We start from the raw sequence: 25,638 nt of genomic DNA on the forward strand, positions 1-25,638 counted from the left end.
AGTCCCATGGATTTATTCGACAATCTGGCGCTGGGCTTCGCCACCGCCCTGACATGGCAAAACGCCGGCTACGCGCTGCTCGGCTGCCTGATCGGTACCTTCATCGGGCTGCTGCCGGGCCTGGGTCCGATCTCGACCGTCGCCATGCTGCTGCCCATCACCTACAGCCTGCCTCCCGCCGGCGCCCTGATCCTCCTGGCCAGCATCTACTACGGCGCCCAATACGGCGGATCGACGACAGCCATCCTGCTGAAGCTTCCAGGCGAATCCTCCTCGGCCGTCACCATGATCGACGGCCACGCCATGGCCAGGCAGGGACGCGCGGGCGTGGCGCTTGCCACCGCGGCCATCGGCTCGTTCATCGCGGGCAGCTTCGGGGTCCTTCTGCTCGCCACGGTGGCCGAGCCCCTGACCCAGGTCGCCTTCCTGTTCGGGCCCGCCGAGTATTTTTCGCTGATGGTGCTCGGCCTGGTCGGCTCCATAGCCCTTTCCTCGGACACCATCGACAAGTCGCTCGGCCTGATGGTGCTGGGCTTGCTGTTCAGCCTGGTCGGCACCGACGTCAACTCGGGCGAATACCGCTTCACCGGAAACATTTCCGATCTTTACGACGGCATCGAGCTGACCGCCCTTGCCATGGGCGTCTTCGGTGTGGCGGAAATCGCGTTCAACCTGGAGCAATACAACCGTGAACGCAACAGGAACGCGACGCTGGCCAAGGTCACGCAATTGATACCGGGGAAACAGGACATTCGCCGCATGATGCCCGCCATCGCGCGGGGCACGGCCATCGGCTCGCTGCTTGGCGCCCTGCCCGGCGCGGGCGTGACCATGGCCTCTTTCGCCGGCTATGCGCTGGAAAAGAAAGTATCCCGCTACAAGGACGAACTCGGACAGGGCGCCATCGAAGGCGTGGCCGGCCCCGAGTCCGCCAACAATGCCGCGGCGCAGACCAACTTCATTTCGCTGCTGACGCTGGGCATTCCCGGCAGCGCCATCATGGCCCTGCTGCTGGGCGCCATGATCATCCAGGACATCCAGCCGGGCCCCCAGGTCATTTCCAATCACCCCGCGGTTTTCTGGGGCCTGATCGCCTCGATGTGGATCGGCAACCTGATGCTGGTGGTGCTGAATCTTCCCATGGTCGGCATCTGGGTCAAGATGCTGCGCGTACCGTACCGCATCCTGTTCCCCGTCATCCTGGTCTTCTGCTCGGTTGGCGCCTTCACAGTGCGGGCATCGGTATTCGACATCTACCTGCTGGGCGCGTTCGGCATACTGGGCTACGTGCTGATCAAGCTGGAGGTATCGCCCGTGCCGCTGCTGATGGGCATGGTGCTGGGGCCGATGCTGGAAAACAGCTTCAGGCGCGCGCTGATGGTGTCGCGGGGCGATCTGTCCATCATCTATTCACGCCCGCTTTCCCTCGGCCTGCTGATCGCCGCCGGGCTGCTGATCGTGATATCGGCCTACCCTTCCGTGGTCAGGAAACGCAAGACCGTGCTGGCGGAAGAATCCGCATAAGTTTCGTTGCCTTCACCCTGTGCCATCAAGAGATGCTCCGTATTAAAGTCATCTTTCATTCCGCAAGTTAAATTAAAGCATGCTTTAATTAGACGTAATGCAATGAAAAGGAACTTTAGATGACGCGCAGCACAGGTACTTACGCCATCTCCACAACGCTAGGTGAAGCTGTGCGGGCGTTCGTGCCTCATCCGCTGCCGCCCACAGATCCTCTGCTGGCGCCGGCGTCGTTTGCCGACCTCAATCGGCAGGCGGAACTCGCGCTTGCCCGGCTGTCGGGCGTATCAGGGCTGGTTCCCTCGGTGGACTGGCTGCTCTATAGCGCCGTGCGCAAGGAAGCCTTGCTCACTTCGCAGATCGAAGGCACGCAGGCCACCCTGACCGACCTGTTTGACGAAGAAGCGGGCTTCAAGGTCGGTAACACCGACGACGTGGCCGAGGTGACCAATTATCTGCGCGCGTTTCGCTTGGTGCAGGAACAACTGCGTGACCCCAAAGGGCTGCCGATCAGCGCGCGCCTGCTGTGCGAAGCGCACCGGCTGTTACTGGATGGTGTGCGCGGTGCGGGCAAGCAGCCCGGCGAACTGCGACACTCGCAGAACTGGATTGGCGGCACGCGACCGGGCAATGCGGTGTTCGTGCCGCCGCCACCTGAGCGCGTGTCGGAACTGTTGTCGAATCTGGAGCGGTTCGTCCACGAAGCAACGGGAGAACTGCCGCCGCTGGTCAGGATCGCGCTGATCCACGCTCAGTTCGAGACGATCCATCCCTTCCTGGACGGCAACGGGCGCATCGGCCGCCTGTTGATCGCGGCGCTGCTGGAGCACTGGAACTTGCTGGCCGAGCCTTTGATGTACCTCAGCGGCTACCTGAAGCAGCATCAGGCCGAGTATTACCGCCGCCTGTCGGGCATTCGCACCGAGGGTGACTGGGAGTCATGGGTGTCGTTCTTTCTGGAGGGTGTGGCGGCCGCCGCAGCGCAGGCCGAGCAGAGCATCATCGCCGTCGCCAGCCTGATCGCCGCCGACCGCCGCAAGCTGCTGCAATCGCCCAAGGCCAGTCCGGCCAGCTACAGGTTGTTTGAGTTGCTGCCGATGATGCCGCGCTTCACCGTGGAGCGCGTGCGACAGCGGTTGGATACCACATTCCCGACCGCCAACGCAGCTGTGAAGGTGCTAGAAGCCTTGGGCGTCGTGGTGGAAGTGACCGGGCAGAAGAAGAACCGTAGCTACAGCTATGAGGGCTACGTTGAATTGCTCACGCGTTGAACCTCTGAGCTTGCCCCTGTTCACCGGAATTCATATCGGCGACTGCCACCGAGCACCGTTCATCTATCTTGATGATGGTCGGGCCAGACGACACGGAGCCTTTCCAGATCGCCCCACTGCCATTGGAGTGAGATGACTTCAGAGCGCCGGCCCGCGAACTCGAATTGCAAGCGGATCGCCAGCGGGTTCGTGCGGTACTGAAGTCTGTGTGAAATGAAAAAACCCCGCCGACTCGAAAGCTGGCGGGGTCTTTTTTCGGGCTTGCCTGCGGCCTGCGCGGCCCGGTCAGTTCCCGGAAGGCTCTTGCACGGGGGCATCGACCCGTTCGCGCAACTCCTTGCCGGCTTTGAAATGCGGGACCCGTTTTTCGGGAACCAGCACCTTTTCACCGGACTTGGGATTGCGCCCGATACGCGGCGGACGCCTGGACAACGAAAAACTGCCGAAACCACGGATCTCGATGCGCTGCCCCTCCGAAAGGGACTGGGCCATCGCATCGAGGATGGTCTTGACGGCGTAGTCGGCGTCCTTGGCGACCAGTTGCGGATACCGGGCGGCCAGTCGGGCAATCAACTCGGACTTCGTCATTGAGTTCATGAAACCTCTTAGAACGCCGTACCGGGCAACCTGGCAACCCTCCCCAGGGCACAGCGGATCCGGCTTTGCCGGTCCGCCAGTGCCGCCCCAAGGCGGGCCCCGGCCCCCTCGGGGGGCTGCCGCGTAGCGGCTTGGGGGCTCACCCCTACAGGGCGCGCGAAGCGCGTAGGGGGTGGGCCTATCAGCCGTTCTGCTGGTCGAGCTTGGCCTTCAGCAGGGCGCCCAGGTTCGTGGTACCCGACGAAGCGCTGGCATCGGACATGCGCTGGATGGCCTCGGCCGTCTCGGCGCTGTCCTTGGCCTTGATCGAGAGCTGGATCGAACGCGTCTTGCGGTCGATGTTCAGGATCATGGCGTCGATGTTGTCGCCGGCCTTCAGCACCGTGGTGGCGTCTTCCACGCGACCCGAAGAGATCTCGGAAGCGCGCAGGTAGCCTTCGACGTCGACCGACAGGGTCACGACGGCGCCCTTGGCCTCGACCGACTTCACGGTGCCCTGGACGACGGCGCCCTTGTCATGGGTGGCCACGAAGTTGTTGAACGGATCGCCTTCCAGCTGCTTGATGCCCAGCGAGATGCGTTCCTTCTCGGTGTCGATGCCCAGCACCACGGCCTCGACCTCGTCGCCCTTCTTGAAGTTGCGCACGGCTTCTTCGCCGGTTTCGCTCCAGGACAGGTCGGACAGGTGGACCAGGCCATCGATGCCGCCGGGCAGGCCGACGAACACGCCGAAGTCGGTGATCGACTTGATGGCGCCGCGGACCTTGTCGCCACGCTTGTGGTTGATCGAGAACTCTTCCCACGGGTTGGGCCGGCACTGCTTCATGCCCAGCGAGATGCGGCGACGGTCTTCGTCGATCTCGAGAACCATGACTTCGACCTCGTCACCCAGGGTGACGACCTTCTTGGGATCGACGTTCTTGTTGGTCCAGTCCATTTCGGACACGTGGACCAGGCCCTCGATGCCGGCTTCGACTTCGACGAACGCGCCGTAGTCGGTCAGGTTGGTGACCTTGCCGAACAGGCGGGTGCCTTGCGGATAGCGGCGAGCCAGGCCCACCCACGGATCTTCGCCCAGCTGCTTGACGCCCAGCGAGACGCGGTTCTTTTCCTGGTCGAACTTGAGGACCTTGGCCTGGATTTCCTGGCCGACGGACAGGACTTCCGAGGGGTGGCGCACACGGCGCCATGCCAGGTCGGTGATGTGCAGCAGGCCGTCGATGCCGCCGAGGTCGACGAACGCACCGTAGTCGGTGATGTTCTTGACGACGCCGTTGACGATCGCGCCTTCGTGCAGGGTCTCGAGCAGCTTCTGGCGCTCTTCGCCCATGTTGGCCTCGAGCACGGCACGGCGCGACAGCACGACGTTGTTGCGCTTGCGATCGAGCTTGATGACCTTGAATTCGAGGGTCTTGCCTTCGTACGGGGTGGTGTCCTTGACGGGACGCAGGTCGACCAGCGAACCCGGCAGGAAGGCACGGATCGCGTTGGTCATGACGGTCAGGCCGCCCTTGACCTTGCCGGTGATGGTGCCGGTGACGAGGTCGCCGGATTCCAGGGCCTTCTCGAGCTGCAGCCAGGCAGCCAGGCGCTTGGCGCGGTCGCGCGACAGCACGGTGTCGCCGTAGCCGTTTTCGAGCGCGTCGATGGCCACCGAGACGAAATCGCCTTCGGAGACTTCGAGCTCACCCTTGTCGTCGAGGAATTCCTCGAGCGGGATCAAGGCCTCGGACTTCAGGCCGGCATTGACCACGACGAAGTTATGGTCGATGCGCACCACCTCGGCGGTGATGACTTCGCCGGATTTCATTTCCTGGCGCTTGATGCTTTCTTCGAACAGGGCGGCAAAGCTTTCTTCGCCGGCAGGGGCTTGGGAAACCGAAGACATTGTTGAGTGTTACCGGGTTACGCACTTCATGGGGGCGGCCGAGACATTCGACCTGACACCGCACCAATCGGTGGAGTTGCAATACCTCATTGCTGAGGGCCTGTACTGCGTGCTGCGCCCGAACGCTCGCCCCACCAGCTCATCACCTGCTCGACCGTCTGGTCGATGGTGAGGTGGGAGGAATCGAGCACCAGGGCATCGTGGGCGGCGGCCAGTGGCGCATTCGCCCGTTGCGTATCGCGCGCATCGCGCGCTTCCAGATCGCGCAAAAGGGTTAAGAGGTTAGCCGAAAAACCCTTTTCGATCAACTGTTTATAGCGTCGCTGGGCCCTCGCCTCGGCGCTGGCCACCAGGAATATCTTGAGGTCGGCATCCGGAAAAACAACCGTCCCCATGTCCCGGCCGTCGGCCACCAGTCCCGGCGCGCACCGGAACGCGCGCTGGCGGTCGAGCAGCGCGGCCCGCACCGGTGCCAATACCGCGACTTGCGAAGCCATGTTGCCGACTTCCTCGCGGCGGATGTCGGCGCTGACGTCGCGCCCGGCCATGAAGACGCCGTCGGCGACGAAGCGCACGTCCAGCGCCGCCGCGGCGGCGGCCGCACCCTGGGCGTCATCCGCGGCGACGCCCTGCTGCAGGCAGGCCAGCGCGGTCAGGCGGTACAGGGCCCCGCTGTCCAGCAGATGCCAACCCAATTGGGCCGCCACCCGCGCCGCGATGGTGCCCTTGCCCGAGGCCGTCGGCCCGTCGATGGCGATCATGGGGACGGTGGAACCATTCATTTATGAAACCTATCGTTTTTATCGTATCGATCAATTGGCGCCGCGACAGAAATGGACGCACAATTCAATAACGATTCTCATTACCAATCAAGGAAGACGGCAATGGCCAAGACCCTTGCCTTTGGCGGCCTGCACATCGTGACCTCGTTCAGTGTCACCTACATTATTACCGGCAGCGTGGCGCTGAGCGGCGCGGTCACCTTCATCGAACCGGCCGTCAACACCGTCGTGCACTATTTCTTCGACAAGTTCTGGGACCGGGGCCGGCGCGCCGGGCACCTGGCCGCCGCGCCTCAGGCCCCCACCAGTCCCGCGTAGACGTCGAAATACGTAGGAAAGGTCTTGCTCACGCAGCCGGGATCGAGGATGCGCACCCCCACGGGGCCGAACGCTGCCAACGAGAAGCACATGGCCATGCGATGGTCGTCCCAGGTGCCGATCTCGGCCGGCGTCCAGGTGGCCGGAGGCGTCACGGTCAGGCTGTCCGGCGTGGCCGTCACGGTCGCGCCCAGCTTGGCCAGCTCGGTCTGCATCGCATGGATGCGATCGGTTTCCTTGACCCGCCAGCTCGCGATGTTGCGCAGGCGGCACGGCCCGTCCGCATAGAGGGCCAGCACCGCCGCCGTCATCGCGGCATCCGGGATCAGGTTGAAATCCGCGTCGAAGGCCTTCAAGCGACCGCCTTCGGCCACCTTGACGCCGCGCGTCTCTATCCAGTCCGGCCCCATCTCGACCTGGGCGCCCATCGCCGCCAGGGTATCGGCGAACGCCACGTCGCCCTGGATGCTGTCGCGGCCGACGCCGGTCACGCGCACCGGTCCGCCGCCGATCGCGCCCAGGGCCAGGAAGTAGGAAGCCGACGAGGCGTCTCCCTCGACCAGCATATGGCCCGGCGACCGGTAGGCGGCTTGCGAAGGCACGGTGAAACGCCGCCAGCCGTCGCGCTCGACCGTCACGCCGAAGCGGCGCATCAGGTTCAGCGTCATCTCGACATAGGGCTTGGAAATCAGCTCGCCCTCGACCTCGACCACGAAACCCCGGCCGGTGGCCTGGGTGGCCAGCGGGGCGGCCAGCAACAACGCGGTCAGGAACTGGCTGGAGACCGACCCGTTGACCTTGACCGGCCGGGACAGGTCCAGTTCGCCCCAGCCCAGCGACAGCGGCGGATAGCCCTCGCGGCCCTGGTAGGCCACGCGCGCGCCCAGCATGCGCAGCGCGTCCACCAGGTCGCCGATGGGCCGCTCGTGCATGCGCGGCACGCCGTGCAGCACATAGAGGCCGCCCATCATCGCCAACGCCGCGGTCAGCGGACGGATGGCCGTGCCGGCGTTGCCCATGAACAGGTCGGCCTGGCCGACCGGAAAGCGCCGGGCGCCCTCGACCAGCACTTCGTCGGGACGCGGGCCCGCGGTGATCGCGATGCCCAGCTTGCGCAGGGCCGCCAGCATGACCTGGGTATCGTCCGAATCGAGCAGGCCGGTCAGGCGGGTCGAGCCCTCGGCCAGTGCCGACAACAGCAACACGCGGTTGGAAATGCTCTTGGAGCCGGGCAGGTCGATGGCGCCCCGCGCGTGCCGCGCCGGGGCCAGGTCGAGGTACGGCGGATGGCGGGGGGAATCGGTCATGGTCATTCGTTCGTATCGGGGGATGGCTGCCCGGCCCGCCAGGCGCGCCGGGACGCCGACACGGCCTCCAGCATGGCTCGCAGGCGCGCCTCGTCGCCCTCGCTCATGGCCTGCTCGAAGGCATCCAGGGCCCGCCGCACGGCGGCGGTCTCCTGCATCATGGCGTCGCGGTTTGCCAGGAAGATGTCACGCCACATATCGGGCGAGCCGCCGGCGATGCGGGTGAAGTCGCGGAAACCGCTGCCGGCCAGATCCAGCCGCAGGCCCGCATCGGCGGCTTCCAGGACCTGGGCCATGTAGGCGAAGGCCAGCAGGTGCGGCACGTGGCTGACCGAGGCGAGCACGGTATCGTGTTCGCCCGGACGCATCGTCCGGATCTCGGCGCCGCAGGTCGCCCACGCCCGTTCGACCAGGTCGACGGCGGCGGGCGGATTCTCGTCCAGCGGCGTCAGGATCACCGTGCGGCCACGGTACAGGTCGGGAAAGGCGGCGGCCGGACCGCTTCGTTCGCTGCCGGCGATCGGATGGCCCGGCACGAACTGGCCGATGCGGGCGCCCAGCGCCTCGCGCGCGGCGCGCACCACGTCCATCTTGGTGCTGCCGGCATCGGTGACGATGGTGTCCGGCCCCAGGTGCGGCGCCAGGCCGTCCAGGGTCGCGCGCGTCGCGCCCACCGGTACGGCCATCAGGACCAGATCGGCCCGCGCGGCGTCTTCCAGCGAGACCGCCCGGTCGATCAGGCCCAGTTCGAGCGCTTGTTCAAGCGTCGCGGCCTGGCGGCCGACGCCCCAGACCTCGCCCACCTGCCCCGCCCGCCGCAGCGCGGCGGCGAACGAGCCGCCGATCAGCCCCACGCCCACGACCGCGAGCACCGGCACCAGGGGCCGCGGGAAACCTGGGGTTCCCCGAGCCGAATCCGGATGCGACATGGGTAGGTCTCCGCTCAAGCAGATACCGGGTACGACCCCAGCACCTTGAAGAACGCCACGCGCGCTTGCAGCGCGGCCAGGGCCTTGGCGACCTTGGGATCCTGGCGATGGCCTTCGATGTCGACGTAGAAATAGTATTCCCACTGGCCGGTGCGGGCCGGGCGGGATTCGAAGCGCGTCATGGACACGTCGTTCTCGGCCAGCGGGGCCAGCATCTGGTAGACCGCGCCCGCTTCGTTGGGCACGGCCAGGATCAGGCTGGTCTTGTCGCGGCCCGAGGGCGTGGTCTCGAGATGGCCGATGGCCAGGAAACGGGTACGGTTGTGCGGATCGTCCTGGATGCCCGAGGCCACGATCTTGAGCCCCCAGCGCTGCGCCGCCTGCTCGCTGGCGATGGCCGCGACGGTGGGGTCCTCGGACGCCAGGCGGGCCGCCTCGGCATTGCTGGCCGCCGACGCGCGGGCCAGCTCGGGATGATGATCGGACAGCCATCCCTGGCACTGCGCCAGCGACTGCGGATGCGAACGGATGACGCTCACGCCGTCCAGCGTGCCGCTCTGGGTCATCAGGCACTGCACCACGGCCACCGAACGCTCGCCCAGCACCTTCACCGGCGAGGACAGCAACAGGTCCAGCGTGCGATTGACGGCGCCTTCGTTGGAGTTCTCCAGCGGGACGATGCCGAAGTCCGCGCGGCGGGTTTCCACCGAGCGGAAGACCTCGTCTATCGTGCCGCACGAGATGGCATCGACCGCATGGCCGAAATGCGCCAGCACGGCCTGCTCGGAATAGGTGCCCTGCGGACCGAGATAGGCGACGCGGGCGGGCTGCTCCAGCGCGCGGCACGCCGACATGATCTCCATCCAGATCGCCGACAGCGCCTGGCCGGGCAGCGGCCCGGCGTTGAGCTCCTGCAGCCGCCGGATGACCTGGGCCTCGCGTTCGGGCCGGAACACGGCCCCGGCGTGGTGTTCCTTGGCCATGCCCACCGCCTGCGCCGTGCGCGCGCGCTCGGACAGCAGCTCGAGCACCTGGGCGTCGATGGCGTCGATGCGCTGGCGCAGCGGCCCCAGCTTCTTTTGCAGATCGTCATCCATGGCTGCGCTCGAATTCCTTCATGAAGTCGACCAGGGCGCGCACGCCCTCGATGGACATCGCGTTGTAGATGGACGCGCGCATGCCGCCCACGCTCTTGTGCCCCTTGAGCTGCAGCAGGTGCGCGGCTTCGGCCGCCTGCAGAAACGGCGCGTTCAGCGCATCGTCGCGCAGCATGAACGGCACGTTCATGCGCGACCGGACGGGCCGGTGCACCGGGTTGCGATAGAACGAGGAACCATCGAGGTAGTCGTACAGCAGCCCGGCCTTGGCCACGTTGGCGGCTTCCATGGCCGCCACGCCGCCCTGCTGCTTGAGCCACTTGAACACCAGCCCGGCGATGTAGATCGCATAGGTGGGCGGCGTGTTGAAGCGCGAGCGCTCCTTGGCCACGATGGTGTAGTCGAACGCCGACGGACAGATGGGCAGCGCGTGGCCCAGCAGGTCCTTGCGGACGATGACGATGGTCAGGCCGGCCGGTCCGATGTTCTTCTGCGCGCCGGCGTAGATCAGCCCCGCGCGGCGCACGTCCATGGGCCGCGACAGGATGTGCGAGGACGCGTCCACGGTCAGCGCGGTGTCGGGCGCGCCCAGCGCGGCCAGGTCCGGCCAGTCCATGAATTCGACGCCGCCTATGGTCTCGTTGCTGCACAGGTGGAGATAGCTCGCCTGCGGGCGCACGCGCCAGGAGGCGGGGTCCGGCATGTAGGTCCACGGGCCTTGCTGCGCGCCGTCCACGACGGCGGCCTGCTCGGCCGTGGCCGCCACCGCCACGTCGCCGTAGCGCCGGGCTTCCGCGCAGGACTTGACCGACCACGAACCGCTCAGCACATAGTCGGCCGCATGCGCCGCGCGCAGGCCGATCAGGTTCATCGGGGCGATGGCGTTCTCGCCCAGCCCGCCGCCCTGCAGGAACAGCACGGCGTAGTCGTCCGGAATCGAGAGCAGTTCGCGCAGGTCGGCCTCGGCCTCGTCGCAGATCTGCTCGAAGTGCCTGCCGCGGTGGCTCATTTCCATCACGGACATGCCGCTGCCGTGCCAATCCAGCATTTCGGCCGCCGCCTGCTGCAGCACGGCCTCGGGAAGTACGGCCGGTCCGGCCGAGAAGTTATAGGGTCGATTCATGGCAGCCGCCTTATTCGGCCTCGCTGGAAGACGGGGCCTGCGGCTCGGCGTCGGCGCCGCTGCCTTCGGGCTCCTCGGTGTCGGACTCGACCACGCGCTGCACGCCCGACAGGTGCGTACCTTCGTCGATGTTGATCAGCGTGACGCCCTGCGTGGCCCGGCCCATTTCACGGATCTCGCTGACGCGCGTGCGCACCAGCACGCCACCGGTGGTGATCAGCATGATCTCGTCGGCCGGATCCACCAGCACGGCGCCCACGACCTTGCCGTTGCGCTCGGACGTCTGGATCGCGATCATGCCCTTGGTGCCCCGGCCATGGCGGGTGTATTCGCCGATGGGCGTGCGCTTGCCGTAGCCATGTTCGGTCGCGGTCAGCACGCTCTGGGTCTCGTTCTCGGCCACCAGCAGCGAAATCACCGTGTGCGAGTCCTCCAGCATCATGCCGCGCACGCCGCGGGCGGTGCGGCCCATGGGACGCACGTCGTTCTCGTCGAAGCGCACGGCCTTGCCGGCGTCGGAGAACAGCATCACGTCATGCTTGCCGTCGGTCAGCGAGGCGCCGATCAGGTAGTCGCCCTCGTCCAGGTCCACCGCGATGATCCCGGCCTTGCGCGGATTCGAGAAATCGGACAGCGGCGTCTTCTTGACCGTGCCCTTGGCCGTGGCCATGAAGACGTAGTGGTCCTCGCTATAGGCCTTGACGGTCAACACCACCGTGACCTTCTCGCCTTCGGACAGCGGGAACATGTTGACGATGGGCCGGCCGCGCGAGTTGCGGGTGCCCTGCGGCACTTCCCAGACCTTCAGCCAGTACACGCGGCCGCGGTTGCTGAAGCACAGGATGGAGTCGTGCGTGTTGGCGATGAAGAGCTGGTCGATCCAGTCGTCTTCCTTCGTGGCCGTGGCCTGCTTGCCCCGTCCGCCGCGCTTCTGCGCACGGTACTCGGACAGCGGCTGGCTCTTGATGTAGCCCGAATGGGACAGCGTCACCACCATGTCGGTCGGGGTGATGAGGTCCTCGGTGTCGAGTTCGGTCGCGTTCAGTTCGATCTGCGAACGGCGGACGTCCTTCGTGTCGGTGCCGAACTCGGCCTTGATGGCCGACAGTTCGTCGCCGATGATGACGGTCACGCGCTCGGGCTTGGCCAGGATGTCGAGCAGGTCGGCGATGTTGGCCATCACGTCCTTGTACTCGCCCACGATCTTGTCCTGCTCCAGGCCGGTCAGGCGCTGCAGGCGCATGTTCAGGATTTCCTGGGCCTGCGTATCGCTCAGGCGGTACAGGCCGTCGCCCTGCATGCCGAATTCCTCGGGCAGGCCTTCGGGACGATAGGCGCCGCGGCCGCCGGCCGTGTCGGCCTCGGCGCGCGTCAGCATCTCGCGCACCAGCGACGAGTCCCAGGTGCGGGCCATCAGTTCCTGGCGGGCGATGGGCGGCGTCGGCGCCGCCTTGATGATGGCGATGAAATCGTCGATGTTGGCCAGCGCCACGGCCAGGCCTTCGAGCACGTGCCCGCGCTCGCGCGCCTTGCGCAGCTGGAACACCGTGCGGCGGGTCACGACCTCGCGGCGATGCGCAAGGAAATACTCCACCATCTGCTTCAGGTTCAACAGGCGCGGCTGGCCTTCCACCAGCGCCACCAGGTTCATCCCGAAGGTGTCCTGCAGCTGGGTGTTCTTGTAGAGGTTGTTGAGCACGACCTCGGGCACTTCGCCGCGCTTGAGCTCGATCACGACGCGCATGCCGTCCTTGTCGGACTCGTCGCGGATGTCGGAGATGCCCTCGACCTTCTTCTCGTTGACCAGCTCGGCGATGCGCTCGAGCAGCGAACGCTTGTTGACCTGGTACGGGATCTCGTCGACCACGATGGCCTGGCGGCCGCCTTTCTCGACGTCCTCGAAATGGGTCTTGGCGCGCATCACCACGCGGCCGCGGCCGGTGCGATAGCCTTCGCGCACGCCGGACATGCCATAGATGATGCCGCCCGTGGGAAAGTCGGGGGCGGGGATGATCTCGATCAGCTCGTCCACCGTGCACTCGGGATTGCGCAGGCAGTACAGGCAGCCGTCGACGACCTCGGCCAGGTTGTGCGGCGGAATGTTGGTGGCCATGCCCACGGCGATGCCGGAGCTGCCGTTGACCAGCAGGTTGGGCAGGCGGGCCGGCAGCAGCAGGGGTTCCTTCTCGCTGCCGTCGTAGTTGGGCCCGAAGTCCACCGTTTCCTGGTCGATGTCGGCCAGCAGCTCGTGCGCGATCTTGGCCAGGCGGATTTCCGTGTAACGCATGGCCGCCGCGCCGTCGCCGTCGACCGACCCGAAGTTGCCCTGGCCGTCGACCAGCATGTAGCGCAGCGAGAAAGGCTGCGCCATGCGCACGATCGTGTCGTAGACCGCCTGGTCGCCGTGCGGGTGGTACTTACCGATGACATCGCCGACGATACGGGCCGATTTCTTGTAGGCCCGGTTCCAGTCGTTGTTCAGTTCGTGCATCGCGTACAGCACGCGCCGGTGCACGGGCTTCAGACCGTCTCTGACGTCGGGAAGCGCGCGGCCGACGATCACGCTCATCGCGTAATCCAGGTAGCTGCGGCGCATTTCCTCTTCAAGAGAGATCGGTAGTGTTTCCTTGGCGAAGGAATCCATGGGCAAGCTGCTTCAAGAGGTGTTGTCGCATCCCGCTCGCAAGGCATTTCGCGAGGGCAAAACAGCTTGCGAACGAACGGCGGGCGAAGCTTGGGAGTTTATCACCCCGGCCTGGCGTTATGCTTAGGGCCCGCCCGCCCCCCGACCCGTCCATGGCCTCGACCACCCTGCTGCTTCCCGACTGGCTGATTCCCGTCGAACCCGACCGAGCCGTCCTGGCCGGCCACGGCATCGCCGTGCGCGACGGCCGGATCGCCGACATCGCACCGCACGCCGTCCTGCGCGGCCGGCATCCGGACGCCGCCGAACGCGCCCTGCCCGGCTGCGCCCTGCTGCCCGGCTTCGTCAACCTGCACACGCACGCGGCCATGAGCCTGCTGCGCGGCGCCGGCGACGACCTGCCGCTCATGGCCTGGCTGCAGGAGCGCATCTGGCCCTTGGAACGCAAGCTGATGTCGGCCGATTTCGTCTACGACGGCAGCGCCCTCGCCTTCGCCGAGATGCTGGCCGGCGGCACCACCTGCTGCGCCGACATGTACTTCCATCCCGAAGAGGTCGCCCGCGCCGCGCTGTCGATGGGGATCCGCGCGGCGGTGGGCGGCACCGTGTTCGAGATACCCGGGGCGCCCCCCGCCCAGGAGATGCTCGCCCAGGCCCTGGCGGCCCACGAAAAATATCGCGGCGAGCCGGGATTGCGCGTCATGCTGGCCCCGCACGCCCCTTATACGGTGGGCGACGACATGCTGCGCCACCTGGCCGCGGTGGCCGAAGAGGCCGACCTGACCATCGCCATCCACCTGCACGAGACCCGGCAGGAAGTGCAGGAAGCCCTGGCCACGCACGGCATGCGCCCCACCGAGCGCCTGGCCCACCTCGGCCTGCTGTCCCCGCGCCTGGTGGCCGTGCACGGCGTGCACCTGGACTCTGACGACATCGCGCTGCTGGCCGCCCACGGCGTCAGCCTGGCCCATTGCCCGGCCTCCAACCTCAAGCTGGCCAGCGGCTTCGCGCCCGTGGCCGGCCTGCTCGAGGCCGGCGTCAACCTCGGCATAGGCACCGACGGCGCCGCCAGCAACAACCGCCTGGACATGCTGTCGGAGCTGCGCCTGGCCGCCCTGCTGGCCAAAGGGGCCAGCGGCGATGCGCGGGCGCTGCCCGCTCACCGGGCGCTGCATGCGGCCACCCTGGGCGGCGCGAAGGCGCTGGGCTGGGACCGCGAAATCGGCTCGATCACACTGGGCAAATACGCCGACCTGGTGGCGATCCGGCTCGATTCCGCCCGGCTCGCGCCGGTATTCGACCCGGTTTCCCACGTGGTCTACGCGGCCGGCAGGGAGGACGTGGAAGAGGTCTGGGTCGGTGGCCAATCAGTTGCGAAAAAGCTACAACTCGCCAATTCAACATCAAAAAGCGATCTCGAAAGGATAATGTCCCGGATATCGCAGTGGCGCTTGCGTGCAGCCGGTGTGATTTCTGGCACAAACACTTACTTATCCCAGGAGTGAGTGGCATGAGAGAACAACCGCAATGCTATACTGGGCATGTATATCCATGTTGCGGCGGGGGTTCGCTGCGAGTTTCATTTCAAGCTAAGAGGAGAAACATGAACAAACGCTCCAAAATTGGAATCTCTCTGGCGCTCGCCTTCGCTGCCGTGACGGCCTCGGGCGTGGCCTCTGCTCAAGCCGGTAAGGTCAACGACAACTGGCAATCCGCGTTCGGCGTGCAAGTCAAGAACGCTACCGGCCTGTGCTGGCGCAATGGGTTCTGGACCCCCGCCACCGCTGATCCGTCCTGCGATGGCGCGCTGAAGGTCGCTGCGCCCGCCGCTGCCCCGGCTCCCGCCCCCGCTCCTGCCCCGGCCCCGGCACCCGTGCCCGTTCCGGTCAGCCAGAAGGTCACCTACTCGGCTGACGCCTTCTTCGACTTCGACAAGTCCGTCGTCAAGCCCGAAGCCAAGGTCAAGCTGGACGAGCTGGTCAACCAGATCCGCGGCATCAACCTGGAAGTCGTGATCGCCGTCGGCCACACCGACTCGATCGGCACCGACGCCTACAACCAGCGCCTGTCGGTCCGTCGTGCCGAAGCTGTCAAGGCCTACCTGGTCAGCAAGGGCATCGAAGCCAACCGCGTCTACACCGAAGGCAAGGGCGAGAAGCAGCCCATCGCCGACAACAAGACCGCCGCCGGCCGCGCCAAGAACCGCCGCGTGGAAGTCGAAGTCGTGGGTACGCGCAACAAGTAATCCACTGCCTGCCAGTTGGATTCCGGCGGTATCCTTCGGGATATCGCCGGCTGAAACCCCGCTCTGCGGGGTTTGTTTTTTTGCCGCCGGGCCGCCCCAAGGCAAAAAGCGCCCCCTCGGGGGGCAGCCCCGCCGCGCAGCGGCAAGCGTGGGGGGCATTCTTGTGCTGTCACATGGAGTCCGTCATGACGACCACCGCCCAGGAATCCCGGCCCGTCAATGCCGATGCGGCCGAACTGGCCAAGTTCAGCGCCCTGGCCTCGCGCTGGTGGGACCCGCAAAGCGAATTCAAGCCGCTGCACGCCATCAACCCCCTGCGCCTGGAATGGATCAGCCAGATGGCGGGGGGGCTGGGCAACAAATCCGTGCTGGACGTCGGATGCGGCGGCGGAATACTGGCCGAAAGCATGGCGGCGCGCGGCGCAACGGTTACCGGTATCGACCTGGCCGAGAAATCGCTGAAGGTCGCCAGGCTGCACAGCCTGGAAAGCGGCGTGAAGGTCGAATACCGCAATATCAGTGTGGAACAGCTGGCTGCCGACCAGCCCGCCGCTTTCGATATCGTGACCTGCATGGAATTACTGGAACACGTGCCGGATCCGGAATCCGTGATTCACGCTTGCGCCTCGCTGGTCAAACCCGGCGGCCGTGTCTTTTTCTCCACACTGAATCGCAATTTAAAATCGTTTACCTTTGCCATCCTGGGCGCCGAATACATATTGGGCCTGGTGCCGCGGGGTACGCACAGCTACGAGCACTTCATCCGTCCCAGCGAACTGCTGGGCGCCGCCCGGCAGGCCGGGCTGGAAGCAACGGCCATCAAGGGGCTGGAATACAACCCCCTGACGAAGATATACAAGCTGAGCAACGACAGCAGCGTCAATTACATGGTGGCGACGATACGCTCATGAAACCGCTGGTTCTTTTCGACTTCGACGGCACCCTGGCCGATACCGCCCCCGATCTGGCCGCGGCCGCCAATCAGCAGCGCCTGCGCCGCGGCCTGCCCGCCCTGCCCTACGAGCAACTGCGCCCCATGGCCTCGCACGGCGCGCGCGGCCTGCTGGGCGTGGCCCTGGGGCTCACGCCCGACGCCCCCGAATACGAGGCGTGCAAGCAACAGTTCCTGGACGACTACGCCGCCAACATCGCCGTGCACACGGTGCTTTTCCCCGGCGTCGAAGACCTGCTGGCCAATCTCGTCCAGGAAGGCTGGGCGTGGGGCATCGTCACCAACAAGGTCACCCGCTTCACCACGCCGCTGGTGCGCCACCTGGCGCTCGAGCAGCACAGCGCCGTGGTCGTCTGCGGCGACACCACCGCCTACTCCAAGCCCCACCCCGAACCGCTGCTGCATGCAGCGCGGGAAGTCGGCATCGCGCCGCAGCACTGCCTGTACGTGGGCGACGACCAGCGCGACATCATTGCCGGCCAGGCCGCGGGCATGAAGACCATCGCCACCGCGTATGGCTATTGCGGCAACGGCGTACCCGTCGAGTCCTGGGGGGCGGACGCGGTCGTCGACTCGGTTGCGGCCCTGCTGCCCGCGATACGGCGCCTGCTGCCGGCATGACGCCTGGGGCCATGGGGCTGGCCCCTCTTGAAAACCCGCCCCATGCCTCCATATGGGATACAATCCTCCTCAAGGGGCCGTACCGGTTTCGACGGGGGTCGCGAAGCAGAACAGGGCATGTCGAGCACCAGTAAGCTCGTTAAACCACTGGAACGCAAATAAACGCCAACGACGAGCGTTTCGCTCTCGCCGCTTAAGCGGTGAGCCGCTGCACCGATCTGTCCTTGGGTCGGGCGGAGGAAGGGCAACTTTCCTAAGGATCCCTGTCTAGGGCCATAACCCCCGAAGCAGCTGATTCTGAACCGCAGCAGTGTCATTCTCAAGGAATCGGTATGGACTGGGGTCACACGGTTCATGCTTAAACTACGTGAATCGCTGTGTGCCGGCCTGTCGGTTGGCTAAGCACACGGTTAAATCCAAATAGATCGACTACACATGTAGAACTGTCTGTAGAGGGCTTCCGGACGCGGGTTCAATTCCCGCCGGCTCCACCAACTCCCCTGACAAACCCCGTGGATTTCCCATCCACGGGGTTTTTCTTTTCTGCGCCGGCTGGTTATTCGACGGCAGATTGCAAAGAATCCAAAACGATTTCCCGTGGAATGGAAACACGTCCGCGCCGGTCTTATCGGTTCTTTGAGGTGATCGTGCTGACTACCATCGGGCAACCATCGGCCGTTACAGATCGGGAATCAGCCGCTTGCCCAGACTGACCGCCTCGTCCTGCACATATCCCAGGGCTCGATAGAAATCGACCACCGCGCCGTTCGCGGTACGCACCAGCAGATTGATCTTCGGACAGCCCCGCTCGACCAGGAGCTGCTCCGCATGGGCCATCAGCCGCCTGCCATGACCGCATCGCTGATGCCCGGGATGCACCGCCAGGTAGTACACCCAGCCGCGATGCCCGTCGAAGCCCACCATGGCGGAGGCGATGGGTGCGCCCTCGGACTCCCCGACGAGGAACAATTCGGGCTGCGCGGTGAGCTTGCGCTGAATGTCTTTCCTGGGATCGTTCCATGGCCGGGTCAGGCCACAGGCCTGCCACAGGGCGATGATGGCCGCTTCGTCGGCGGTCCGGTAGGCGCGGATAAGCATGTTTTCGTGGTCGCTGCGAAAGTAGGGTTGGTCGAGAATGACTTTTATACTATCGGCCATTGCCACGGCAGTCCGTGCTCGCGCCGGACCCGTCCAGGATCGCGAATACCCCTTTCCATACAGGACCGCCATGCTGAGACTCGCCCTCCTCGCCGCCGGCGCCCTCGCCGCGCACAATGCCATGGCCTCGTGCATGCCGCGCACCGACGACGAACTGAAAGCCATGAGCGATGCCGATCTGAAGGCCGCCTATTGCGAGGCGCGCGCGCAATCGGCAGTGCGCGCGGTGCCGGCAGCGCCGTCCCTGCCCTCGCTGCCCGGCGCGCCGAACGCCGGACCGCGCACCGCCGCGCCAGCCGCCAATGCCTGCCTGACCGCCACCTCGCAACTCGTGCGCATCATGGAAACGCGGAAGATCGATGTCGACCAGGCACGCGCAAACTGCGCCAAATGAGGGCCGCGCGTCCTCTTTCCGACTCCATTGCGCCCGGCTCCGCAAAGCCTGCGCCTTACCGATCACTGCCATGAAAATCGCCGCTCCCCTGCTGTTGCTCGCCACGCTGGCGGTCCTGCCGGCCCATGCCGCCGAGCCCTGGACGGGCGCGTTCTGGAACGAACAATGCGCCCCGGGCGCAAGCGGCGAAGCCTCGCTGGGCTGCTCTTCCTTCGTGATGGGCGCGATCGATGGCATGCGTGTCCAGTCCATGGCCACCCGGACGCCGCTGCCGTTCTGCGCGCCCGGCAACGTGTCGACCGGCCGCACGGTCGAACTCTTCCGGGAGCGGCTGGCCAGCCGGCCGCAGGATCACGGCCTGCCCGCCGTGGTGATACTGGTGAACGCGCTGGGGGAAGCCTACCCCTGCAAGCAATAGACATCGCGGGAACGAAAAAAACCGCCCGGCTCAAAGCCGGGCGGCTGGACGATTCCTGCTGGGCCGCCTAGAACCGCGCGCCCGAGTTGGAAATCGCGTCCAGGCTCTGGCGCAGCGCCTCGCGGGCCTGGGCGGCCGCGTCGGCCTCGCCGGCGCTGGCCTTGGCCATGCGAACGGAATCCGCCGTTCCCTCGTAGGGCAGCGGCGGCTCCACGCACGTGCTGCTGCGCCCCGGAACCACGCCGTTGGCGAAGTAGGTTCCGATCGTCGCATCGACGCAGGCATTGCTTTCCGGCACCACGCCATGCGAATAGGCGCCCGTAACCACGACCAGGTGCGCCGGCGGCAGTGCGTCGAACGAGCGCCGCGCGCCTTCGGTCGCGGTCTGCGCATCGAATTCGCTTTGCAACATCAGGATGGGGGCCGACGCGCCGGCGCGCGACAGCGGCGGCTTGGCGACCGAAGGACCGCCCCAGGTCGCGCACAGACTGCGGGTGACAGAGCCGCCCTCGTAGGGATAGCTGACCGCCATCTCGTTGCCCAGTTTCACCCAGTATTGCGGGTCGGTGCTCGTGGCCACCGTGTCGTTGCACACCACGGTGTTGAACACGGAGTTGAAGGTGCTGAGCTCCACCGGCGAAGCCGTCGGCGTAAAGGCACGGAAATACGGCTCGATCATGGCCTGGGCGAGGCCCCGGATTTCGAGATCGTCGCCGAAGGAGTCCGGCACGAACTCGTACTCCATCAGCTTCGCGTCCAGCACCCTGGGGTCATCGATACCGGGGTTGTCGATCAGGACCTGGTTCATGCCACGCGCGGCGGCGATGAGTTGCGCCCCCTTGGCAACGCGATTGGTCTTGCTCAGGATGGCATGCAGATTTGCCTGCTGGCCGAACGCCACCCGCATGGGTTCGGGCAAGGTGCGATAGACGTTCGCGATCTCGGCCGCGTTGGTCCCTATCCCGAAACGGTCGGGATGGCGGGAAGCGAAGGGCGAGATGAACTGGTCCAGCACGCGCTGCATGGCCATGGGCTGCATCACGACGTTGACGTCGATGTTGCCGGTGACGTCCATGGAACTGTCCAGCACCATGCGCCCGACCCGCTCGGGGAACAGCGACGCGTACCAGGCCCCCAGCCAGGTCCCGTAGGAAATGCCGACGTAGTTGAACTTGGCGTCGCCCAGCAGGCCGCGGATCAGGTCCATGTCGCGGACCGTGGCATCGGTGTTGATGTACTTGACCAGCGGATTGCGCAGGCAGGCATCGCCCAGCGCATTGGCGTTGAACAGCATGGCCGCGACGTTGGCCTCGCTGCGGTCCGAACTATGATGCTCGGGCCTGAGCATGCCGCTCGTGCCGCAATACATGCGGCTGCTGGCGCCGACGCCGCGCGGCGAAAAACCGATCATGTCGTAGCGCTGGACGATCGTGCGAAGCTGCTGTCCCGTGGTCGTGGATTCGCTGGCGTTGCCCCACAGCACGGCCAGGTTCAGCGACCAGGCCAGGCCGTCGCCGCCGGGGCCGCCCGGGTTGACCAGGATGGCGCCCAGCCGCTGCGAGGGCTCGCCCGCCGCCACGCGGGACACGGCCACGACGGCATCGCCCTTCGTGGGGTTCGAGTAGTCGAGCGGGACGCGTATGGTCGCGCAGCTCAAACGGGCCAGGATCTCTTTGGGGACGAAGGATCCTCCGCCCACGACATCGGCATCACACTTTTGCCAATTGACAACCTGGTCGCGGTACGGCTGCAAGGGATCGACCGGTGGCGGAATGGCCCCGTCGCCGCCGCAGGCGGCCAGCGCGGCCAACACCGCAGCCGCCAGTCCGCCAGCCAAGGCTCGTACCGGCAAATTCGAGAATTCACAAAGTCGGCGCAATTGGATACCCCCAGTTTCTCATTTATCAATTTGTTGCATTTGTCCTTAATTATCGGCGGGCACCTTTTCAAGAGCAAGCGCGCGGGCATTTTGCCCCCGGCGCCGACTTGGATCTATGCTGAAAGGCCACGAAGAGGAGCCCATCATGTCCACTCCGCTCGCCGCTTCCGAAACGGTCAGCCGCCTCCGCGACGTCGAACGCATCGTCGCCGGCCGCGCCACGTCCGACGGGGCGGGCGTCAAGCTCACCCGGGTGATCGACCAGCACCTGCAGCGCCGCCTGGACCCGTTCCTGATGCTGGATGCATTCGGCACGGACAACCCCGATGACTACATCGCGGGTTTCCCGGACCATCCGCACCGCGGCTTCGAGACCATCACCTACATGATCGCGGGCCGCATGCGCCACCGGGACAGCGCCGGCCACGAGGGCCTGCTGGAGAACGGCGGCGTGCAATGGATGACCGCGGGCCGGGGAGTGATCCACTCCGAACTCCCGCAACAGGAAGCAGGCGTCATGGAGGGCTTCCAGCTCTGGCTGAACCTGCCCGCGCGCGACAAGATGTCGACGCCCTGGTATCGCGACTTCCAGGCTGCGGACCTGCCCCGCGCCAGGACCGCCGCGGGCGTCGAAGCCACGGTCATCGCGGGCCGCAGCCACGGCGTCGAAGGGGCGGTGTCGCGGCCGGCGACCGACCCGTATTACCTCGACGTGCACCTGCCGGCGGACGCGCGGTTCGAGCAGCCCCTGCCCCCCGGCCACAACGCCTTCGTCTACGCGTATCGCGGCAGTGTCGCCATCGGCGGCGCCACGGTCGAGGCCGGCCGCATGGCCATCCTGGACAATACGCCCGATGCCGACGGCGTCGTCCTGGCCGCGCACGGCGGACCGGCCCGCGCGCTGCTGATCGCGGGCCAGCCTCTGCACGAACCCATCGCGCAGTACGGGCCGTTCGTCATGAACGACCAGCAGGAGATTTTCCAGGCGCTGAGCGATTTCCGCGACGGCCGCCTGGCTTGAGAGACATGGCGATGAAACCCGAGATCGAACTGCACCGGGTCTACGACCACGCTGGCGTCGCGCCGGGACGCTACCGGGTCCTGGTGGACCGGTTGTGGCCGCGCGGCGTCCGCCGCGAGGACCTGGCCTACGACGCATGGCCCAAGGACCTGGCGCCCAGCCCCGAACTGCGCCGCTGGTTCGGCCACCGTCCCGAACGATGGGCCGAATTCCACGAACGCTACGCCGCCGAACTCAAGGGCGACGCGCAGCGACAGGGGTTGTCCGCCCTGCTGCGCGATGCCGGCAGCCGCCCGATCGCCTTGCTGTACGGCGCGAAGGACCCCGACCACAATCATGCGCTCGTACTGCGCGACGCGCTGCTGCGAACCGCCCGCCATTCCCATTCCTCATGACGACGCTGACACTGCTCGTGGAATACCGCCCAACTCCCGTGGGGCGGATGCTGATACTGACCGACGAGGAAGGCCGCCTGCGGGCGGTCGATTGGGAAGACTACCAGCCGCGCATGCATGAACTGCTGGGCCATCACTACGGCAGGCAGGGCTATGCGCTGCGCGACCGCGGCGCCCCCAGCGAGGCGCGGCGACGGCTGGATGCCTATATGCAGGGCGAGTTGCCGGCCATCGACGACCTGGAAGTAGCCACCGCCGGGACCGACTTCCAGCGCGACGTCTGGCGCGAACTCCGGCGCATCCCGGTGGGACAGACCATCAGCTATTCAGAACTCGCCCAACGCATCGGACGACCCAAGGCGGTGCGCGCAGTGGGGCTGGCCAACGGCGCCAACCCGGTCAGCATCGTCGTCCCCTGCCACCGCGTCATCGGCGCCAATGCCAGCTTGACCGGCTACGGCGGCGGACTGCACCGCAAGGTCTGGCTGCTGGAACACGAGGGGGTACGGCTGGCGGCGCGGGAAAGCCGCCGACAGCCGGCCCTGTTCTGACGCTCCCCGCGCAAGAGCGTCCGCCTGCGTACGCTAACGCTTCATCTTGGCGTTGTCCTGGGTGGACTTCACCAGGCTTTTCAGCTCCCTGCCCTTGGCCAGGTGCTGCTGCAGGCTGGGCAGCGTCTTGGTGGCGAAGGCCTTCACGTCCGCGTCCTCGGCATCCTTGGCCGCCTTCTCGAACAGCTTGACGGCGTCCTCGTGCGCATCGACCGCGATGTCGTCGGCGTATTCCTTGTCGAAATCCGGGCCGCTCTTCTTCTGCAGGTCGCTCAGCGACGAGCGGACCTTGCGGGTCGGCTCGGCCGGAAGCTGCACGCCCTTGCTGGAAGCAAGCGTCTTCAGCTCGCCGTCCACCTTCGTGTGATCGTCCACCATCATCCTGGCGAAGCTTTTCACGTCGGGATGCGAGGCGTTGCGCTCGGCGATCTGGCTGGCGCCGATCTCCAGCTGTCCGCTCTCGGCGGCGTCCTGTAGAAAGCGCGCGTCCTTGCGGGCAAGGTCGGCGGCTGCGGCCGAACCGGCGCCGAACGCCAGCGCAGCGGCCAATACGGCGGTCTGCAATCGATGCATGGCAATTCTCCTGTGATCAAGACCGTGGGGTCTCAGCAATCCACGTACCCGGGCGGCGCGCCCCTCGGATGGCCGCCCCCTACTTGCGCCCTTTCCGCTTCTCGAGCACGGCGGGCGTATCGTCCTGTGGCGCGCTCAGGCCGGGCCGATCCTGCCGGGGGTCGGGCTGCGGCGATCCGTCATAGCTGGTGGCCGGCTTGTGCTCCGCCCGCCGGGACGGCGGCGTGCCGTCCTCGGCGCCGGTGCTCTCGGGCAGCGACGCGAGCTGTCCCACCCCCTGCTCGTTCGACGGGCGCAGCTTTTCGTCCTCTTTCTTCGGTCCCATGATGTGCTCACTCGATGTACGGTTGGCTGCACCTGCCAGCAAGCCCCGTTCCCCGCATGGCGGTATAGTTGTCGCTCGCTCCGCTTTCACCTCGAGACCCGACCGATGGCCAGACTCCTGTACGACCTTGCCGGCGCCAATCCCGACTTTCGCTTCAGCCCCTATTGCTGGCGCGCGCGGCTGGCACTGGCGCACAAGGGACTGGAGGCCGAGACCGTGCCGTGGCGCTTCACGGAAAAGGACAAGCTCGCGTTCTCGGGCCAGGGCCGCGTGCCGGTGCTGGTCGACGGCGACCGGGTGGTGTCCGACTCCTGGCAGATCGCGCAGTACCTCGAGACGGCCTATCCCGATGCGCCGTCGCTGTTCGGCGGACAGGAGGCCCAGGCCGTGGCCAGGTTCGTCAACAGCTGGGCCGATTCCGTGCAACTGCCCGGCCTGACGCGCCTGGTGCTGGTCGATATCCCCGCCACGCTGCACGAAGGCGACCGGTCCTATTTCCACAGCAGCCGCGAGCAACGCCTGGGCATGCCGCTGGCCGCCGCCTGCGCCGACCGCGACACCCGCGTCGAGGACTTCCGGGCCGGCCTGATCCCGCTGCGGCTGGTGCTCAAGGCCCAGCCCTTCCTGTGCGGCGACGCCCCCGCCTACGCCGACTACATCGTCTTCGGCGGCTTCCAGTGGGCCCGCTGCGTCAGCGACTTTCCCATCCTGGCCGAGGACGACGTGGTCGCGCAGTGGCTCGAGCGCATGCTGGAAGCCGCCGGCCCGCAGGCGCGCCGCATGCCCTCGCTGCGCGCCTGAGCCCGGCACGTCCAACTGCAACATCGCTTGTAAGCGGGCGGTCCGGCCTCATATCCTTTTCCATCCGGGCCGGGGGCCGGGGCCGGACGGACGATCTCCCTTCCGACATGTTCCTGCAGCATCCGTCGCCTACGATGATCGATAGCATTTTACGATCAGCGACATTGAATCAATCAATTTGATCAATTATCCAGTGACGTATACCATTCATATACGTCTTTTCAACCCAGCAAGAGAGGAAACTGCAATGTCTCTAGTCAATACTCAGGTCAAGCCGTTCAAAGCGACCGCCTTCAAGGAAGGCAAGTTCGTCGAAGTCACCGACCAGACCCTGAAGGGCAAGTGGGCCGTGGTGGTGTTCTATCCGGCCGACTTCACCTTCGTGTGCCCGACCGAGCTGGAAGACCTGGCCGACAACTACGCCGAATTCCAGAAGCTGGGCGTCGAGGTGTTCTCGGTCTCGACCGACACCCACTTCTCGCACAAGGCCTGGCACGACACCTCGCCCGCCATCGGCAAGATCAAGTACACGATGATCGGCGACCCCACCTGGGAAGTCACCCAAAACTTCGAAGTCCTGCGTGAAGGCCAAGGCCTGGCCGACCGTGGCACCTTCATCATCGACCCGCAAGGCGTGATCCAGGCCGTCGAAGTGACCGCCGAAGGCATCGGCCGCGACGCCAAGGAACTGCTGCGCAAGGTCAAGGCCGCCATCTACGTGGCCAACCACCCGGGCGAAGTCTGCCCCGCCAAGTGGAAGGAAGGCGAGAAGACGCTGGCTCCTTCGCTGGACCTGGTCGGCAAGATCTAAGCACGCAATCGCGGCAG

General features: G+C 66.1%; 27 protein-coding genes and 1 other RNA gene. 16 read left to right on the forward strand and 12 right to left on the reverse strand.

Features of this window, described 5'->3' with window-relative positions; translation table 11 throughout:
• Positions 1–6 precede the first annotated feature (6 nt).
• Both EV675_RS22410 and EV675_RS22415 read left to right on the forward strand, forming a co-directional pair.
• A complete protein-coding gene (locus tag EV675_RS22410) occupies positions 7–1,524 on the forward strand; it encodes a tripartite tricarboxylate transporter permease (protein WP_130359930.1) in 1,518 nt (505 codons plus the stop codon).
• A gap of 119 nt (positions 1,525–1,643) precedes the next feature.
• Positions 1,644–2,792: a Fic family protein gene (locus EV675_RS22415; protein ID WP_130359932.1), complete on the forward strand. Its 1,149-nt coding sequence runs from the start codon at positions 1,644–1,646 to the stop codon at positions 2,790–2,792.
• 285 nt (positions 2,793–3,077) lie between these two features.
• Here EV675_RS22415 and EV675_RS22425 read toward each other — a convergent pair whose 3' ends face one another.
• The 3 genes from EV675_RS22425 to cmk all read right to left on the reverse strand — a co-directional run bounded on the left by EV675_RS22425 (position 3,078) and on the right by cmk (position 6,059).
• Positions 3,078–3,380: an integration host factor subunit beta gene (locus tag EV675_RS22425; protein ID WP_087778781.1), complete on the reverse strand. Its 303-nt coding sequence runs from the start codon at positions 3,378–3,380 to the stop codon at positions 3,078–3,080.
• A 190-nt stretch (positions 3,381–3,570) separates the two neighbouring features.
• Entirely contained in the window at positions 3,571–5,277 is a 1,707-nt protein-coding gene (gene rpsA, locus EV675_RS22430) for a 30S ribosomal protein S1 (protein WP_130359936.1), read from the reverse strand.
• An 86-nt stretch (positions 5,278–5,363) separates the two neighbouring features.
• Positions 5,364–6,059, reverse strand: a complete 696-nt coding sequence (gene cmk / locus EV675_RS22435) for a (d)CMP kinase (RefSeq protein ID WP_130359938.1) — start codon at positions 6,057–6,059, stop codon at positions 5,364–5,366.
• A 102-nt stretch (positions 6,060–6,161) separates the two neighbouring features.
• On the opposite strand from cmk, the gene EV675_RS22440 reads away from it, so the two are divergent.
• Positions 6,162–6,377 carry a DUF2061 domain-containing protein gene (locus EV675_RS22440; protein ID WP_130359940.1) on the forward strand — a complete coding sequence of 72 codons (216 nt, stop codon included), beginning with the start codon at positions 6,162–6,164 and terminating at the stop codon, positions 6,375–6,377.
• Here the strand turns inward: EV675_RS22440 and aroA are convergent.
• The 5 genes from aroA to gyrA are packed head-to-tail and all read right to left on the reverse strand — an operon-like array spanning position 6,353 to position 13,477.
• A complete protein-coding gene (aroA, locus tag EV675_RS22445; protein WP_130359942.1) occupies positions 6,353–7,684 on the reverse strand; it encodes a 3-phosphoshikimate 1-carboxyvinyltransferase in 1,332 nt (443 codons plus the stop codon). The two genes, EV675_RS22440 and aroA, sit on opposite strands and share 25 nt — an antisense overlap.
• A gap of 2 nt (positions 7,685–7,686) precedes the next feature.
• Positions 7,687–8,613 (reverse strand): prephenate dehydrogenase, encoded by a 927-nt coding sequence (locus EV675_RS22450; RefSeq protein WP_130359944.1) that lies wholly within the window; start codon positions 8,611–8,613, stop codon positions 7,687–7,689.
• 14 nt (positions 8,614–8,627) lie between these two features.
• Complete coding sequence (gene pheA, locus EV675_RS22455; RefSeq protein ID WP_130359946.1) at positions 8,628–9,710, reverse strand: prephenate dehydratase; 1,083 nt, start codon at positions 9,708–9,710, stop codon at positions 8,628–8,630.
• Positions 9,703–10,833: a 3-phosphoserine/phosphohydroxythreonine transaminase gene (gene serC / locus EV675_RS22460; RefSeq protein ID WP_130359948.1), complete on the reverse strand. Its 1,131-nt coding sequence runs from the start codon at positions 10,831–10,833 to the stop codon at positions 9,703–9,705. Before serC ends, pheA begins: the two co-directional genes overlap by 8 nt.
• Before the next feature lie 10 nt (positions 10,834–10,843).
• Positions 10,844–13,477, reverse strand: a complete 2,634-nt coding sequence (gyrA, locus tag EV675_RS22465) for a DNA gyrase subunit A (protein ID WP_130359950.1) — start codon at positions 13,475–13,477, stop codon at positions 10,844–10,846.
• Here gyrA and EV675_RS30205 point away from each other — a divergent pair.
• From EV675_RS30205 to ssrA, 6 genes are all read left to right on the forward strand, one after another.
• Positions 13,476–13,604: a hypothetical protein gene (locus EV675_RS30205; RefSeq protein WP_278044773.1), complete on the forward strand. Its 129-nt coding sequence runs from the start codon at positions 13,476–13,478 to the stop codon at positions 13,602–13,604. The two genes, gyrA and EV675_RS30205, sit on opposite strands and share 2 nt — an antisense overlap.
• A gap of 25 nt (positions 13,605–13,629) precedes the next feature.
• Positions 13,630–14,982, forward strand: a complete 1,353-nt coding sequence (locus EV675_RS22470; protein WP_130359952.1) for a TRZ/ATZ family hydrolase — start codon at positions 13,630–13,632, stop codon at positions 14,980–14,982.
• 98 nt (positions 14,983–15,080) lie between these two features.
• Positions 15,081–15,722 (forward strand): outer membrane protein OmpA, encoded by a 642-nt coding sequence (gene ompA, locus EV675_RS22475; protein ID WP_130359954.1) that lies wholly within the window; start codon positions 15,081–15,083, stop codon positions 15,720–15,722.
• Positions 15,723–15,907: 185 nt separating this feature from the next.
• Positions 15,908–16,633: a bifunctional 2-polyprenyl-6-hydroxyphenol methylase/3-demethylubiquinol 3-O-methyltransferase UbiG gene (gene ubiG, locus EV675_RS22480; RefSeq protein ID WP_130359956.1), complete on the forward strand. Its 726-nt coding sequence runs from the start codon at positions 15,908–15,910 to the stop codon at positions 16,631–16,633.
• Positions 16,630–17,295 carry a phosphoglycolate phosphatase gene (gph, locus tag EV675_RS22485; protein WP_130359958.1) on the forward strand — a complete coding sequence of 222 codons (666 nt, stop codon included), beginning with the start codon at positions 16,630–16,632 and terminating at the stop codon, positions 17,293–17,295. The genes ubiG and gph overlap by 4 nt, the downstream gene beginning before the upstream one ends.
• Positions 17,296–17,368: 73 nt before the next feature.
• Positions 17,369–17,789: a transfer-messenger RNA gene (ssrA, locus tag EV675_RS22490) on the forward strand.
• Between the two features lie 184 nt (positions 17,790–17,973).
• On the opposite strand, the gene EV675_RS22495 is transcribed toward ssrA, so the two are convergent.
• Positions 17,974–18,393: a GNAT family acetyltransferase gene (locus tag EV675_RS22495; RefSeq protein ID WP_130359960.1), complete on the reverse strand. Its 420-nt coding sequence runs from the start codon at positions 18,391–18,393 to the stop codon at positions 17,974–17,976.
• 130 nt (positions 18,394–18,523) lie between these two features.
• On the opposite strand from EV675_RS22495, the gene EV675_RS22500 reads away from it, so the two are divergent.
• Both EV675_RS22500 and EV675_RS22505 read left to right on the forward strand, forming a co-directional pair.
• Complete coding sequence (locus tag EV675_RS22500; RefSeq protein WP_130359962.1) at positions 18,524–18,847, forward strand: hypothetical protein; 324 nt, start codon at positions 18,524–18,526, stop codon at positions 18,845–18,847.
• 70 nt (positions 18,848–18,917) lie between these two features.
• Positions 18,918–19,265 carry a Rap1a/Tai family immunity protein gene (locus tag EV675_RS22505; protein WP_130359964.1) on the forward strand — a complete coding sequence of 116 codons (348 nt, stop codon included), beginning with the start codon at positions 18,918–18,920 and terminating at the stop codon, positions 19,263–19,265.
• A gap of 67 nt (positions 19,266–19,332) precedes the next feature.
• Here the strand turns inward: EV675_RS22505 and EV675_RS22510 are convergent, their stop codons facing one another.
• Positions 19,333–21,102 carry an alpha/beta hydrolase gene (locus tag EV675_RS22510; RefSeq protein WP_130359966.1) on the reverse strand — a complete coding sequence of 590 codons (1,770 nt, stop codon included), beginning with the start codon at positions 21,100–21,102 and terminating at the stop codon, positions 19,333–19,335.
• Positions 21,103–21,289: 187 nt separating this feature from the next.
• Here EV675_RS22510 and EV675_RS22515 point away from each other — a divergent pair, with 187 nt between their 5' ends.
• The 3 genes from EV675_RS22515 to ogt are packed head-to-tail and all read left to right on the forward strand — an operon-like array spanning position 21,290 to position 23,111.
• On the forward strand, positions 21,290–22,165 hold the full coding sequence (locus EV675_RS22515) for a pirin family protein (RefSeq protein ID WP_130359968.1): 876 nt from the start codon (positions 21,290–21,292) through the stop codon (positions 22,163–22,165).
• 11 nt (positions 22,166–22,176) lie between these two features.
• Positions 22,177–22,560 (forward strand): DUF488 domain-containing protein, encoded by a 384-nt coding sequence (locus EV675_RS22520; RefSeq protein ID WP_130360328.1) that lies wholly within the window; start codon positions 22,177–22,179, stop codon positions 22,558–22,560.
• Positions 22,557–23,111: a methylated-DNA--[protein]-cysteine S-methyltransferase gene (ogt, locus tag EV675_RS22525; protein ID WP_207222014.1), complete on the forward strand. Its 555-nt coding sequence runs from the start codon at positions 22,557–22,559 to the stop codon at positions 23,109–23,111. Before EV675_RS22520 ends, ogt begins: the two co-directional genes overlap by 4 nt.
• A gap of 33 nt (positions 23,112–23,144) precedes the next feature.
• Here the strand turns inward: ogt and EV675_RS22530 are convergent, their stop codons facing one another.
• Together EV675_RS22530 and EV675_RS22535 are read right to left on the reverse strand one after the other, a co-directional pair.
• Complete coding sequence (locus EV675_RS22530; RefSeq protein WP_130359970.1) at positions 23,145–23,684, reverse strand: DUF4142 domain-containing protein; 540 nt, start codon at positions 23,682–23,684, stop codon at positions 23,145–23,147.
• Between the two features lie 79 nt (positions 23,685–23,763).
• Entirely contained in the window at positions 23,764–24,009 is a 246-nt protein-coding gene (locus EV675_RS22535) for a hypothetical protein (protein WP_130359972.1), read from the reverse strand.
• 105 nt (positions 24,010–24,114) lie between these two features.
• Here EV675_RS22535 and EV675_RS22540 point away from each other — a divergent pair, with 105 nt between their 5' ends.
• Positions 24,115–24,810, forward strand: coding sequence for a glutathione S-transferase family protein (locus EV675_RS22540; protein WP_130359974.1), 696 nt, complete (start codon positions 24,115–24,117; stop codon positions 24,808–24,810).
• Between the two features lie 247 nt (positions 24,811–25,057).
• Positions 25,058–25,621: an alkyl hydroperoxide reductase subunit C gene (ahpC, locus tag EV675_RS22545; RefSeq protein WP_124688638.1), complete on the forward strand. Its 564-nt coding sequence runs from the start codon at positions 25,058–25,060 to the stop codon at positions 25,619–25,621.
• The last annotated feature ends 17 nt before the right edge of the window (positions 25,622–25,638 follow it).

The organism is Pigmentiphaga kullae (assembly GCF_004216695.1).
GTDB lineage: Bacteria > Pseudomonadota > Gammaproteobacteria > Burkholderiales > Burkholderiaceae_B > Pigmentiphaga > Pigmentiphaga kullae.